This is a genomic window from Acidovorax sp. LjRoot194, assembly GCF_964253015.1.
Classification (GTDB): domain Bacteria; phylum Pseudomonadota; class Gammaproteobacteria; order Burkholderiales; family Burkholderiaceae_C; genus Acidovorax.
The window spans coordinates 273,352-284,983 of the sequence record NZ_CAXUQB020000001.1; the positions used below are offsets into that span (position 1 = coordinate 273,352).

General features: G+C 68.3%; 9 protein-coding genes. 3 read left to right on the top strand and 6 right to left on the bottom strand.

The genetic code is table 11. The features are described 5' to 3' along the window. Positions 1-342: 342 nt before the first annotated feature. The 4 genes from ACSQ3N_RS01275 to ACSQ3N_RS01290 all read right to left on the bottom strand — a co-directional run bounded on the left by ACSQ3N_RS01275 (position 343) and on the right by ACSQ3N_RS01290 (position 4,946). Entirely contained in the window at positions 343-1,332 is a 990-nt protein-coding gene (locus ACSQ3N_RS01275; RefSeq protein ID WP_056163257.1) for a Bug family tripartite tricarboxylate transporter substrate binding protein, read from the bottom strand. 99 nt (positions 1,333-1,431) lie between these two features. Further along, positions 1,432-2,196 carry an SDR family NAD(P)-dependent oxidoreductase gene (locus tag ACSQ3N_RS01280; RefSeq protein WP_056163260.1) on the bottom strand — a complete coding sequence of 255 codons (765 nt, stop codon included), beginning with the start codon at positions 2,194-2,196 and terminating at the stop codon, positions 1,432-1,434. A gap of 42 nt (positions 2,197-2,238) precedes the next feature. Continuing rightward, positions 2,239-4,107, bottom strand: coding sequence for a feruloyl-CoA synthase (locus ACSQ3N_RS01285; protein ID WP_436145398.1), 1,869 nt, complete (start codon positions 4,105-4,107; stop codon positions 2,239-2,241). A gap of 53 nt (positions 4,108-4,160) precedes the next feature. Further along, on the bottom strand, positions 4,161-4,946 hold the full coding sequence (locus ACSQ3N_RS01290; RefSeq protein WP_056163447.1) for a crotonase/enoyl-CoA hydratase family protein: 786 nt from the start codon (positions 4,944-4,946) through the stop codon (positions 4,161-4,163). Positions 4,947-5,102: 156 nt separating this feature from the next. On the opposite strand from ACSQ3N_RS01290, the gene ACSQ3N_RS01295 reads away from it, so the two are divergent. Genes ACSQ3N_RS01295 through ACSQ3N_RS01305 form a run of 3 tightly spaced genes read left to right on the top strand, consistent with a single transcriptional unit; the run spans position 5,103 to position 9,180 of the window. Next, positions 5,103-6,317, top strand: a complete 1,215-nt coding sequence (locus ACSQ3N_RS01295; RefSeq protein ID WP_056163266.1) for a thiolase family protein — start codon at positions 5,103-5,105, stop codon at positions 6,315-6,317. 2 nt (positions 6,318-6,319) lie between these two features. After that, complete coding sequence (locus tag ACSQ3N_RS01300) at positions 6,320-7,573, top strand: thiolase family protein (RefSeq protein ID WP_056163269.1); 1,254 nt, start codon at positions 6,320-6,322, stop codon at positions 7,571-7,573. Between the two features lie 35 nt (positions 7,574-7,608). After that, positions 7,609-9,180, top strand: a complete 1,572-nt coding sequence (locus tag ACSQ3N_RS01305) for an acyl CoA:acetate/3-ketoacid CoA transferase (protein WP_436145399.1) — start codon at positions 7,609-7,611, stop codon at positions 9,178-9,180. 183 nt (positions 9,181-9,363) lie between these two features. On the opposite strand, the gene ACSQ3N_RS01310 is transcribed toward ACSQ3N_RS01305, so the two are convergent. Further along, positions 9,364-9,879, bottom strand: coding sequence for a MarR family winged helix-turn-helix transcriptional regulator (locus ACSQ3N_RS01310; protein WP_056163273.1), 516 nt, complete (start codon positions 9,877-9,879; stop codon positions 9,364-9,366). 162 nt (positions 9,880-10,041) lie between these two features. Beyond that, positions 10,042-11,586, bottom strand: a complete 1,545-nt coding sequence (locus ACSQ3N_RS01315; protein WP_056163276.1) for a YifB family Mg chelatase-like AAA ATPase — start codon at positions 11,584-11,586, stop codon at positions 10,042-10,044. Positions 11,587-11,632: the final 46 nt, after the last annotated feature.

An 11,632-nucleotide genomic window follows, 5' to 3' on the forward strand; every position in this document is an offset into this window, starting at 1 on the left:
CGCCCTGGCTTCGACAAGCTCAGCCCGAACGGTTTGGGGGGCGGCACGTCGTCATGCGGGCTGGCTGTATGCGCTGGCCCTGGCTTCGACAGGCTCAGCCCGAACGGGTTGGGGAAGAAGGGGCGCGGCCAGGAGAGACAATCAGCGTCCACATCTCGGCATCGGTCGCGCAACATCAGTAAGCAATCACCAACGCTCGCTGCCTCAAAACCCGGCCATCACCAGCGCCCCCACACTTCGCAACTGGCGCGCCCCCATGCCAGCGCCACCGTGGATCTGGCTCCGCCAGTCCACGGGTGGCGTCCCCCTCAGGGGGAAGGCGCGTAAGCGCCTCAGGGGGAGTCAAGACTCTGCCGTGAACCCGATCTTCTTGATCAGCGGCCCCCAGGTGTCGTACTCGGCCTTCTGCCAGCGCGCCTGTTCCTCGGGCGTGGAGCCGTGCGGCATCAGGCCCACGATGGCCAGGCTGTCGATGACCGACTTTTCCTTCAGCGCCGCGTTGATCGCGGCATTGGCGGCGGCGATCACGGGCTTGGGCGTGGCGGCCGGGGCGTAGAAGCCGAACCATTCTTCGGTCGTCAGCTCCGGAAAGCCTTGCTCGGCGAACGTGGGCACGTCGGGCACGTAGATGGAGCGCTTGGGGCCCGAGGTGGCCAGGATGCGCAGCTTGCCGGCCTTGTAGTTGGCGATGAAGTCACCGTGCGGCGTGACCATGGCGGCGATCTGCCCGCCCACCACGTCCGTCACGCCGGGGATGGAGCCGCGGTACGGCACGTGGCGCAGGTCCACGCCGCTGTTGATACCCAACAGCGCGCCCAAAAAGTGGGGCGTCGAGCCCGCGCCGGGCGAGCCGTAGCTCGCGTCCTTGGGGTTGGCCTTTGCCCAGGCCAGGAAGTCCTTCACCGACTTCACGCTGGCGGGCACCATGGGGCCCACGGCCAGGCCGTGGTGCATCACCGCGGCGATCGACACGGGCGCGAAGTCCTTGTCGGTGTAGTTCATCTTGCTGTAGATGTGCGGGTAGTTGGCCAGGGCCGACACCTGCGCCACGGCCAGCACCGAGCCGTCGGCCGGGGCGCCCTTGAGCGTCTCCAGCGCAATGCGGCCGCCCGCGCCGGGCTTGTTTTCCACCACGCCGGGGTTCTTGCTGAACGCACTGCCCGCCCACTTCTCCGCCACGCGGCGCGCCACGGTGTCGCCCGAGCTGCCGGCCGGAAAGCCGAAATACACCTTGACCTGGTCCACCTGCGCATGGGCGGCGAACGGATGCAGCGCGCCCAGTGCGGCGCTGGCGCCAAGGGCCTGAACGAATTGACGGCGTGTGGTGGTCATGGTTTGTCTCCTGGTGTGTATCGGATGGAAATCTCAAAAAGCAACTGGGGTGTTCTCACACTCTCTCGTTATGTCGGCGCTGCGCCGCTCCGCGGCGCGCTACCGTGGTGCCATGCGCAGGGCGCCGTCGAGGCGGATGACTTCGCCATTCAGGTGCCCGTTGGTCACGATGTGGCAGGCCAGCTCGGCAAACTCCTCGGGCTTGCCCAGGCGCGGGGGGAAGGGGATGCTCGCGGCCAGCGACTGCTGCACGGCCTCGGGCAGCTCCTTCATCAGCGGCGTGGCGAACAGGCCGGGCGCCACGGTGCACACGCGGATGCCGTGCTGCGCCAGGTCGCGCGCCATCGGCAGCGTCATGCCCACGAGGCCGCCCTTGGAGGCGCTGTACGCCTGCTGGCCCACCTGCCCGTCGAACGCGGCGGCCGAGGCGGTGAACATCATCACGCCGCGCTCGCCATTGGGCAGTGCGTCGAGCTTGGCGCAGGCGGCGGCGAACAGGCGGCTGACGTTGTAGCTGCCGATCAGGTTGATGGTGACGACGCGCGTGAAGTCCTCCAGCGGCGCAGCAGAGCCGTCGCGCTGCACGATGCGCTTGGCGCTGCCGATGCCGGCCACGTTCATCAGGATGCGCGCGGGGCCGTGGGCGGCAGCGGCCTTCTCCAGCGCAGCGGTGACGCTGGCGGGGTCGGTGATGTCACAGGCGCACGCCACGCCACCAATATCGGCCGCAACCTTCTCGGCCAGCTCGGCATTGCGGTCGAGCACGGCGACCTTGGCGCCCAGGCGGGCGAGTTCGCGGGCGGTGGCTTCACCGAGGCCCGATGCGCCGCCGGTCACGATGGCGGCTTGTCCTTGGATGTCCATGCTGTGTGTCCTTGAGAAAAATGGTGGGTGTGTCTTGGGCGTTCAGTGGCGCGGCACCAGCGTGCCGGGCAGCGTGCCGCCGTGCAGTGCGTCCACCACGTCCGCGCGGTGTTGCAGCACGGCGCGCTGGTTGATGGAGCCCTTGTCGGTGACCTCGCCCTTGTCGAGCGAGGGCGGCTCGGCCATCAGGTGCGCACGGGCCACGCGGGTGGCGCTGCCGGTGGACTCTGCCGAAAGCTTGTCCAGCACCTGCTGGAAGTGCTGCTGCACCGGGGCGCTGGCCAGCACCTCGTGCAGGCTGGCGCTCTCGGGCAGGTCGCTGAGCGTGCGGATGGTGGGGGTGGGCACCAGCAGCGCGCCGATCTCTTTGAGGTTGATGCCGGTGATGACCGCGTCCTGCACGTAGGGCGCGCAGGCGGCGATGATCTTGGCGCGCATCGGCCCCACGCTCACGAAGGTGCCGGTGCTGAGCTTGAAGTCCTCGGCAATGCGGCCGTCGAACTTCAGGCCCTTGTTCAGGTCGTTCTCGTCGATCCACTTCACCGCGTCGCCCGAGCAGTAGAAGCCCTCGTCATCGAAGGCGTCGCGTGTGGCGTCGGCATTGCGCCAGTAGCCGGGCGTGATGTTGGGGCCGCGGTAGCGTACCTCGACCTTGCCGTCCACGGGCACGAGCTTCAATTCGAGCCCCGGCGTGGGCACGCCGATGTCGCCGGCCTGCACGTCGGGGCTGTTCACCGCCACGCAGAAGGGGCAGCCTTCGGTCATGCCCAGGCCCGTGTTCATCACGATGCGCTCGCCCACTTCGCGCTCGGCGCTGTCGAACAGCGAGTCCCAGATCGGCTGCGACAGCGCGGCTGCGGCAAAGAAGAACATCTTCACGCGGCTGAGCAGTTTCTTGCGCAACTGTGCGTCGGTCTTCATGGTCTGCGCGATCACCTCGAAACCCGTGGGCACGTTGAAGTACACCGTGGGCGCGATCTCGCGCAGGTTGCGGATGGTCTCGGCCATGCCCTTGGGCGTGGGCTTGCCCTCGTCCAGGTAGAGCGTGCCGCCGTTGTAGATGACGATGCCGAAGTTGTGGTTGCCGCCGAAGGTGTGGTTCCACGGCAGCCAGTCCACCAGCACCAGGGGCTCTTCGGCCAGCACCGGCATCGACTGGTTCATCTGCTGCAGGTTGGCGGCCCACATGCCGTGCGTCACGATCACGGCCTTGGGCAGCTTGGTGGAGCCCGAGGTGAACATGAACTTGGCGATGCTGTCGGCCGTGATGGCGCCATGCGCCGCATCCACGGCCGGCGTGGCGGGGGTGGCCAGCAGGTCGCTGAAGGCCACGGTGCTGCGGCCCGGGATGCTGCCGGTGCCCAGCACCACCTTCACGTCGGCCGCCACGGTGGCCTCGATGGCGCGCGCGAAGCGCGTGGCGTCGCTCGCGAACACCAGGCCGGGGGTCAGGGTGTCCAGCACGTGGCGCAGCTTGTCGAAGTCCTGGCTGATGGTGGAGTACGCGGTGGACACGGTGCACTGCGGCACGCCGGCCACCAGGCAGCCCAGCGACAGCAGCGCGTGGTCCAGGTCGTTCTCGCTCAGGATGGCCACGGGGCGCTCGGCGCTCAGGTGCATGTCGAGCAGGGCCTGGGCAATGCTGCGCGCGGCCTGCCAGGCCTGGCCGTAGGTGATGTGGCGCCACTCGCCCAGGCTGCCGTCGGCGTTCTTCACGCGCTGGGCCATCCAGGTGCGGTCGGGCACGGTCTGGGCCCAGTGCGCGAGCCGGTCGGTCAGGCGCAGCGGGTAGGCCTCCAGGTCCTGCGTGGCCCGCACATAGACGACGCCGTTGTCTGCCTGGCGGGTGCTGACTTCGGTCACGCCGAAGCGCAGCGGCCGGTAGCGGGGGGAGGGGTTGGTTGCCGTCATGGAAAAGCGTCTCGGTGGGGCTGGGGTGGCGCCGTGGGGAGCGTGTCGGTCGGTCAGTCCTTCTTGACCTTGGCGGCCTTGCCGTCGAGGAAGGCGCGCACACGCGCCTTGGCCTCGGGGGCGCTCTGGGCGATGGCGGCCATCATGGCTTCGGTCATCAGGCCCTGGTCCGACGGCTGTTCGGCGATGCGCGGCAGCGCGTGCATCAGCGCGTAGTTGGTCAGCGGCGCGTTCTGCGCAATGCGCTGGGCCAGCTCGAAGGCCTTGTCGAACGCCGTGCCGGTGGGCACGAGGTACTGCGCAAAGCCCACGCGCTCGCCGTCCACCGCGTTGTAGACGCGGCCGGTCATCATCATGTCGGTCATGCGCGCCGTGCCGATCAGGCGCGGAATGCGCACCGCGCCGCCACCGCCCACGAAGATGCCGCGCGAGCCTTCGGGCAGCGCGTAGAAGGTCGATTCATCGGCCACGCGGATGTGGCAGGCGCTGGCCAGCTCCAGGCCGCCGCCCACCACCGCACCGTGCAGCGCGGCCACCACGGGCACGGGGCCGAACTGCACGCGGTCCAGCGCCGCATGCCACATGCGCGAGTGGTGCAGGCCCTGGCCGGCATCGCGCTCTTTCAGTTCGGACAGGTCCAGGCCCGAGCAGAAATGGTCGCCTTCGCCATCGATCACGGCCGCGCCCACGGTGGCGGGCAGGTTGTCCATCACGTCCCGCAGCGCCAGGATCAGGCCGTCGTTCAGGGCATTGCGCTTGGCAGGGCGGGACAGGCGGATGACCGCGATGTCCTCGCGTTCGCCGCGGATTTCGAGGGAGATGTCGGAGTGCTTGGTCATGGTCATCGAGGTGAGTTGGAGAAATTATGGTTATCAAAATAACTAAAACAAGGCCGTGCAGGCGGTCTTTGCTAGGTGCTTTCCCTAGCTTTTCCAGGGACTCATATGATTATGATAAATAACTAAAATGGCACCGATTCACAGCAAGGACCCGTCATGAACGCCTTCATCCCCTACGGTATCTACTGGTCGTCCCCGTTTGCCAAGTGGCAGGGCTCGCTGGCCAACCTCAACGCGCTGCCGCTGGCGGCCACCGTGGGCAAGCAAGCGCTGGCCGCGCGCGGGTACGACCTGTCGGCGGTGGACCTGGCGATCCTCGGCATCACCAACCCGCAAAAGGGCAGCTTCTATGGCCTGCCCTGGGTCACCGGCCTCATGGGCATCGACCGCGTGGCCGGCCCCACGGTGCAGCAGGCCTGCGCCACCAGTGTGCGCGCGCTGCAGATGGCCGCGCAAGAAGTGGCTTGCGGCACTGCCACCAGCGCCCTGCTGGTGATGGCGGACCGCCAGTCCAACGGCCCGGTGGTGTACTACCCCGATTCGAGCGGCACCGGCGGCTACGGCATCACCGAGCACTGGGTGCCCGACAACATGGGCCACGACCCGTATGCCAAGAACCCCATGCTGCAGACCGGCGAAAACGTGGCGGCGCGCTATGGCATCAGCACCGAAGAGCAGCACGCGCTCAAGCTGCACCGCTACACGCAGTACCAGGCCGCGCTGGCCGATGACCGTGCCTTTCAAAAGCGCTACATGGCCGATGTACCGGTCACTGATTCGAAGTTCCGCAAGCAGACCGGCACGCTCAGCGCCGACGAAGGCATCTTCCCCACCACCGCAGAAGGTCTGGCCAAGCTCAAGCCGGTGAAAGAAGGCGGCACCGTGACCTTCGGCGGCCAGACGCACCCAGCCGACGGCAACGCGGGCGCCATCGTCACCACGCGCGACCGGGCGCGCGCAGCGTCCATCGATGCGAGCATCGAGGTCGAGATCCTGGGCTTCGGCATGTCGCGGGTGGAAGCCGGCTTCATGCCCATGGCACCGTCGCCGGCGGCGTTCAATGCGCTCAAGCACGCGGGCCTGTCCATCGCCGATGTGCACGCCATCAAGACGCACAACCCGTTCGCGGTGAACGACATCGCGCTGGCGCGCGACACCGGCTTTGCGTGGGAGCGCATGAACAACTACGGCAGCTCCATCATCTGGGGCCACCCGCAGGCGCCCACCGGGATGCGCGCCATCATCGAACTCATCGAAGAGCTGGTGCTGCGCGGCGGCGGCGTGGGCCTGTTCACCGGCTGCGCCGCGGGCGACACCGGCTACGCCACCGTGCTGCGCGTGACGGACAGCAAAACCACTTCCAAGGCCTGACCATGACGACCGCTTCGACAAGCTCTTTCTCCGCCCTCTTGAACGCCTGGCTGGTGGACGGCGTGCGCACGCCCATGGTCGACTACTGCGGGCCGCTCGGGCATGTGTCGCCCACCGACATGGGCATCAAGGTGGCCCGCGCCGTGCTGGAGCGCGCCGGCGTGCCTGCGGCCGACGTGAACTCGGTCATCACCGGGTCGATGGCGCAGGCCGACTTCGACGTCTTCGTGCTGCCGCGCCACATCGGCCTGTATGCAGGCGTGCCGCAAGCGGTGCCGGCCATCCTGGTGCAGCGCATCTGCGGCACGGGCTTCGAGCTGTTCCGCCAGGCTGCGGACCAGATCGCGCTCGGCTATGCCGACGTGGCGCTGGTGGTGGGCACCGAGTCCATGACGCGCAACCCGATCGCCGCGTACACGCACCGCACGGGCTTCAAGCTCGGTGCGCCGGTGGAGTTCAAAGACTTTTTGATGGAGGCGCTGATCGACACCGCAGGCCCCGTCACGATGATCGAGACCGCCGAGAACCTGGCCAAAAAATACGGCATCACCCGCGAAGACGTGGACGCGTACGCGGCCCGTTCGTTCGAGCTGGCGCTCAAGGCGCAGGCCGATGGCTTTCTGGCCGGCGAGATCGTGCCGGTGACGAGCGAGAAGTTCGAGCTGGCAGGCTACGCCACGCGCGGCATCACGCTGCCGCGCAAGGTGGCGCAGCTCGACCGCGACACGCACCCGCGCCCCTCGCCCATCGAGGCGCTGGCGGGGCTGCGCACGGTGTACCCCGGCGGCGTGCAGACGGCGGGCAACAGCTCGGCCCTGGTCGATGCGGCCGTGGGCGCCGTGGTGGCCAGCGATGCGTATGTGCAGCGGCGCGGCCTCAAACCCCTGGCGCGCCTGCGCGGTGCGGCTGCCGTCGGTGTGGCGCCCGAATTCATGGGCATCGGCCCCGCACCTGCCATTCGCGCGCTGCTGGCGCGCACCGGGCTCACGCTGGATGACATCGGCCTGTTTGAAATCAACGAAGCGCAGGGCGCGCAGACCATCGCCGTGGAGCGCGAACTGGGCCTCGACCGCGACAAGCTCAACGTGAACGGCGGCGCGATTGCGCTGGGCCATCCCTTGGCCGCCACCGGCGTGCGCCTGACGGTGACCCTGGCGCGCGAGCTGCGCCGCCGCGGCCTGCGCTACGGCATCTCGAGCGCCTGCGTGGGCGGCGGGCAGGGCATGGCGCTGCTGATCGAGAACCCCGACGCCTGAACCAGTCATCCCCTTATTTCGCAAGAGCACACACCATGAAAATCATCACCGCCGCTGAAGCCGGGGCCCTGATCCCCGACAACGCCACCATCTTCCTGGGCGGCCTGGCCGTCTCCAGCCTGCCCGAGGAAGTGCTCAAGGGCGTGGAAAAGAATTTCCTCGACACCGGCCACCCGAAGAACGTGACCACCTGGGCCTGCGGCGCCATCGGCAACAGCAAGGACGCGGGCATGGTGCACTTTGCCCACCCGGGCATGATCAAGCGCACGGTGGCCGGCCACTTCGGCCAGACCGGCGCCGAGATGATGAAGATGGTCTTCGACGGCGAGGTCGAGGCCTACAACTTCCCGCAGGGCAGCCTGTCGCACCTCACGCGCCACATCGCCAGCCGCAGCCCCGGGCTGCTGACTAAGGTGGGCCTGGGCACGTTTGTGGACCCGCGCATCGAAGGCGGCAAGCTCAACAGCAAGTCCACCGAAGACCTGGTCAAGCTGGTGGAGTTCAACGGCGAGGAATGGCTGTTCTATCCCGCGCCCAAGGTCGATGTGGCCATCATCCGCGGCACGCTGGCCGATGAGAACGGCAACATCACGCTGGACAAGGAAGGCGTGCTGCTCGAGCAGATCAACATCGCCCACGCGGCCAAGGCCAGCGGCGGCATCGTGATCGCGCAGGTGGAGCGCATCGTGAAGGCCGGCAGCCTGCACCCCAAATCGGTCAAGGTGCCGGGCGTGTCGGTGGACTACGTGGTGGTCAGCCAGCCCGAGAACCACATGCAGACCATCACCACGCAGTTCAACCCCGCGCTGTGTGGCGATGTGCGCGTGCCGCTCAATTCGCTGGCGCCCATGCCGCTGGACGAGCGCAAGGTGATCGCGCGCCGCACGGCGCTGGAGCTCACGCCGGGCGCCATCACCAACCTGGGCATCGGCATCCCCGCGGGCGTGCCGTCGGTGGCGGCGGAAGAGGGCGTGTCCGACCAGTTCACGCTGAGCGTGGAAAGCGGCATCACCGGCGGCATCCCGGCGCAGCTGGGGGACTTCGGCACTGCCTACAACGCCGATGCGATCATCGAGCAGTCGCTGCAGTTCGACTTCTATGACGGCGGCGGTCTGGACGCGAGCTTCCTGGGCCTGGCGCAGGCCGACAACCACGGCAACGTGAACGTGAGCAAGTTCAACGGCCGGCCCGTGGGCTGCGGCGGTTTTGTGAACATCACGCGGTCCACCAAGCACCTGGTGTTCTGCGGCACCTTCACCGCGGGCGGGCTGGAGGTGAAGGTGGCTGATGGGACGCTCACTATCGTCAAGGAAGGCCGCTCGCGCAAGTTCATTGAGAAGGTCGAGCAGATCACCTTCAACGGCCTGGACGCTGCGCAGCGCGAGCAGAACGTGCTGTTCGTCACCGAGCGCGCCGTGTTCCACCTGACCACCGAAGGCCTGGAGCTGACGGAGATCGCGCCCGGCATCGACCTGGAACGCGACGTGCTGGCGCACATGGGCTTCAAGCCCATCATGCGCAACGTGAAGACCATGGACCCGGGCCTGTTCCGCGCGCAGTGGGGCGGCCTGGCGCAGGCCATGGCGGCGAAGGCTGCGCAGGGCTGAGGGGCGTTCACGCCCTGGCGCTGGTCGGCGGCATGGGCCGGGCCCGGCGCCAACACCAACAAAGCAAAAAGCCAGCGGCCCAGGGAGGGCGCGCTGGCTTTTTGCCTTGCTGGGCTGCCGCTGCGGTGCGGCTGTGGGGCCCTGTGCCCCTGTGGCCGTGTGGCCGTGCCCCCAGCCCGCGCGCTACGAAGCGCTTTGCGTGTAGACCTTCTGCAGCAGCCGGATCAGCGTGGTGCGCTCGGCGGCGGTCAGTCTGGCGGTGGCGTCCACCTCCAGCTGCGCGGCGGTCTGCTCGGCCTGGGCGGTCAGCTCGGCCCCTGCGGGCGTGAGGTGCACGCCCATCGCACGGCCGTCGCTCGGGTGCGGGCGGCGCTCGATCAGGCCGCGCCGCTCCAGCGCGGCGATCAACCCCACCAGGTTGGGCGGCAGCACGTTGAGCGTGGCGCACAGCTGGCGCGACGTGATGCCCGGGTTGTGCGCCACCAGCGACAGCACCGAAAAATCCACCACCTTCAGGCGGTACACCGCCATGCGTTCCATGAAGACCTCGATCACGGCCAGCGACGCACGGCGCGCGTTGTAGCCCACCAGCGTGCGCAGAAAGCCCGTGTCCACCGACTCGGTGAAGGGCTCGGCCGAGGGGGTGGCGGGTGCTGCTGTAGCGGCGGCGGTTTTCTTGGAGGGGCGAGCGCTGGGCATGGGGCGATTGTGCGGAGTGGGGGGCGGGCCGGGGTCCGGCGCAAAGGCAGTGGTTGATGTAGATCAGGCCCTGCCGCAGGTTCTGGAAGCCTTGTTTGCTATGGATTTTATAGTTTTGGCAGGGTGAGGCCGTCGCTGCCGTGTCGGGGCCTCAGCGCAGTGCTACGCCGGGCTGCGCAGCACGCGCCGGTACTGCACGGCCTCGGCCACGTGGCTGACTTCGGTGGTGGGCGCCCCCGCCAGGTCGGCGATGGTGCGCGCCACCTTGAGGGCGCGGTGCGTGCTGCGCGCCGACCAGCCCAGGCGGGCCGCGGCGGTGTTGAGGAATTTGATGGCCGTGTCGTCCAGCTGCACGTGCGTGTCGATCTCCTGGCCCTGCAGCGCCTGGTTGGTCTTGCCCTGGCGCGCCAGGGCCACAGCGCGGGCGCGCTCCACCCGCTCGCGGATCGCGGTGGTCGACTCCCCCGCGGGCGCCTGCACCAGTTGCTCGGCGGGCAGGGCGGGCACCTCCACATGCAGGTCGATGCGGTCCAGCAGCGGCCCGCTGAGCTTGCCCTGGTAGCGGCTGATCTGGTCCGGCGTGCAGCGGCACGCGCGCTGCGTGGAGCCTAAAAAACCGCATGGGCAGGGGTTCATCGCAGCGATCATCTGGAACCGCGCCGGAAAGTCCGCGCGCTGCGCGGCCCGCGATATCGTGATGTGGCCGGTCTCCAGCGGCTCGCGCAGGGCTTCCAGAGCGGCGCGGGGGAATTCGGGGAGTTCGTCCAGAAACAGAACGCCGTGGTGGGCCAGAGAGATCTCGCCCGGTTTTGGGGGAGAACCTCCGCCGACCAGCGCTACCGCACTCGCCGTGTGGTGCGGGCTGCCCGTAGGCCTTTGCCCCCACCGCTCAGGCTGCAGGCGCCCCGCCAGGCTGGCAATCGCCGCGCTCTCCAGCGCCTCCTGCACGGTCATCGCGGGCAGCAGGCCCGCAAACCGCAGTGCGAGCATCGACTTGCCAGAGCCTGGCGGCCCGGCCATCAGGATGCTGTGCGCGCCGGCCGCAGCGATCTCCAGCGCACGCTTGGCCGTGGCCTGGCCCTTCACATCGGCCATGTCGGGGCCTTGGGTGTGGGCGGTCAGCGGTTGGGGCTCGAGGCGGCTCCAGCCGTCGTTGTCGACGTCGGCATCGCCCCCCGCCACGCTGCCGGGCGGCAAGAAGGCACGCACCACGTCGAGCAGGTGGCGGGCCCGCACCACGCGGGCGTCGGGCACCAGCGCGGCCTCTTCGGCGCTGCCAGGCGGCAGCACCAGGGTGACGTCGATCTGCTGGGCCTGCAGCGCCAGGCTGGTGGCCAGTGCGCCGCGCACGGCGCGCAACTCGCCCGAGAGCGACAGCTCGCCCGCAAACTCATAGCCTTTGAGCTTGCTGGCATCGACCTGTCCGCTGGCCGCGAGGATTCCCAGGGCGATGGGCAGGTCGAACCGGCCCGAGTCCTTGGGCAAATCCGCGGGTGCCAAGTTCACCGTGATGCGTTTGTTGTGCGGAAATTCGAGCCCCGCGTTCTGCAGCGCCGAGCGCACGCGCTCCCGCGCTTCCTTCACTTCGACCTCTGCCAGTCCCACCAGCGTGAAGCTGGGCAGGCCATTGGCCAGATGCACCTCGACCGTCACCGAAGGCGCCTGCAGCCCCAGAAGGGCGCGGCTTTGCACCAAAGCAAGACTCATGAAGCAGATTCTCCCCAGATGGGTGCGTTTTGTGGTTTTTAGTTGC

What these genes read in the sequence shown, in the direction of transcription:
- ACSQ3N_RS01275 (WP_056163257.1), bottom strand. Translation starts at nt 1,332, where the DNA reads ATGACCACCACACGCCGTCAATTCGTTCAGGCCCTTGGCGCCAGCGCC.
- ACSQ3N_RS01280 (WP_056163260.1), bottom strand. Translation starts at nt 2,196, where the DNA reads ATGGACATCCAAGGACAAGCCGCCATCGTGACCGGCGGCGCATCGGGC.
- ACSQ3N_RS01285 (WP_436145398.1), bottom strand. Translation starts at nt 4,107, where the DNA reads ATGACGGCAACCAACCCCTCCCCCCGCTACCGGCCGCTGCGCTTCGGC.
- ACSQ3N_RS01290 (WP_056163447.1), bottom strand. Translation starts at nt 4,946, where the DNA reads ATGACCAAGCACTCCGACATCTCCCTCGAAATCCGCGGCGAACGCGAG.
- ACSQ3N_RS01295 (WP_056163266.1), top strand. Translation starts at nt 5,103, where the DNA reads ATGAACGCCTTCATCCCCTACGGTATCTACTGGTCGTCCCCGTTTGCC.
- ACSQ3N_RS01300 (WP_056163269.1), top strand. Translation starts at nt 6,320, where the DNA reads ATGACGACCGCTTCGACAAGCTCTTTCTCCGCCCTCTTGAACGCCTGG.
- ACSQ3N_RS01305 (WP_436145399.1), top strand. Translation starts at nt 7,609, where the DNA reads ATGAAAATCATCACCGCCGCTGAAGCCGGGGCCCTGATCCCCGACAAC.
- ACSQ3N_RS01310 (WP_056163273.1), bottom strand. Translation starts at nt 9,879, where the DNA reads ATGCCCAGCGCTCGCCCCTCCAAGAAAACCGCCGCCGCTACAGCAGCA.
- ACSQ3N_RS01315 (WP_056163276.1), bottom strand. Translation starts at nt 11,586, where the DNA reads ATGAGTCTTGCTTTGGTGCAAAGCCGCGCCCTTCTGGGGCTGCAGGCG.